The sequence below is a fragment of the Cupriavidus basilensis OR16 genome, assembly GCF_000243095.1.
GTDB classification, from domain to species: domain Bacteria; phylum Pseudomonadota; class Gammaproteobacteria; order Burkholderiales; family Burkholderiaceae; genus Cupriavidus; species Cupriavidus basilensis_D.
In genome coordinates, this window is the sequence record NZ_AHJE01000336.1 from 1 (window position 1) to 376 (window position 376).

At 66.0% G+C, this 376-nt stretch carries 1 pseudogene; it reads right to left on the bottom strand.

Going from position 1 to position 376, the window contains the following annotated elements:
• A pseudogene (locus OR16_RS39010) lies at window positions 1-376 on the bottom strand (isocitrate/isopropylmalate family dehydrogenase); the annotation flags it as partial.

Sequence of the window (376 nt, forward strand, 5' to 3'; positions counted from 1 at the left end):
CTCGCGCTCCGTGCCCTCGAACAATGCGGCCGCCCAGCGAGGTGTACTTCCCCCTCGGTGTTACTCGCGCACCCACGAAGAAATCGATATCGCCCGGCTTGCGGTTGGCCAGCGGGCAAGGCACGCCCTCGAACAGCCGCACCGGGCGCAGGTTCACGTACTGGTCGAACTCGCGCCGGAATTTCAGCAGCGAGCCCCACAGCGAGACATGATCCGGCACTTTGGCCGGCCAGCCCACCGCGCCGAAATACAACGCGTCGAACCCTTCCAACTGCGCACGCCAGTCCGCCGGCATCATCGCGCCGGTTTGCAGGTAGTAGTCGCAGTGCGCCCAGTCGAAGCGGACGAATTCGAGCGCCAGCGAGTAGCGCTCGGC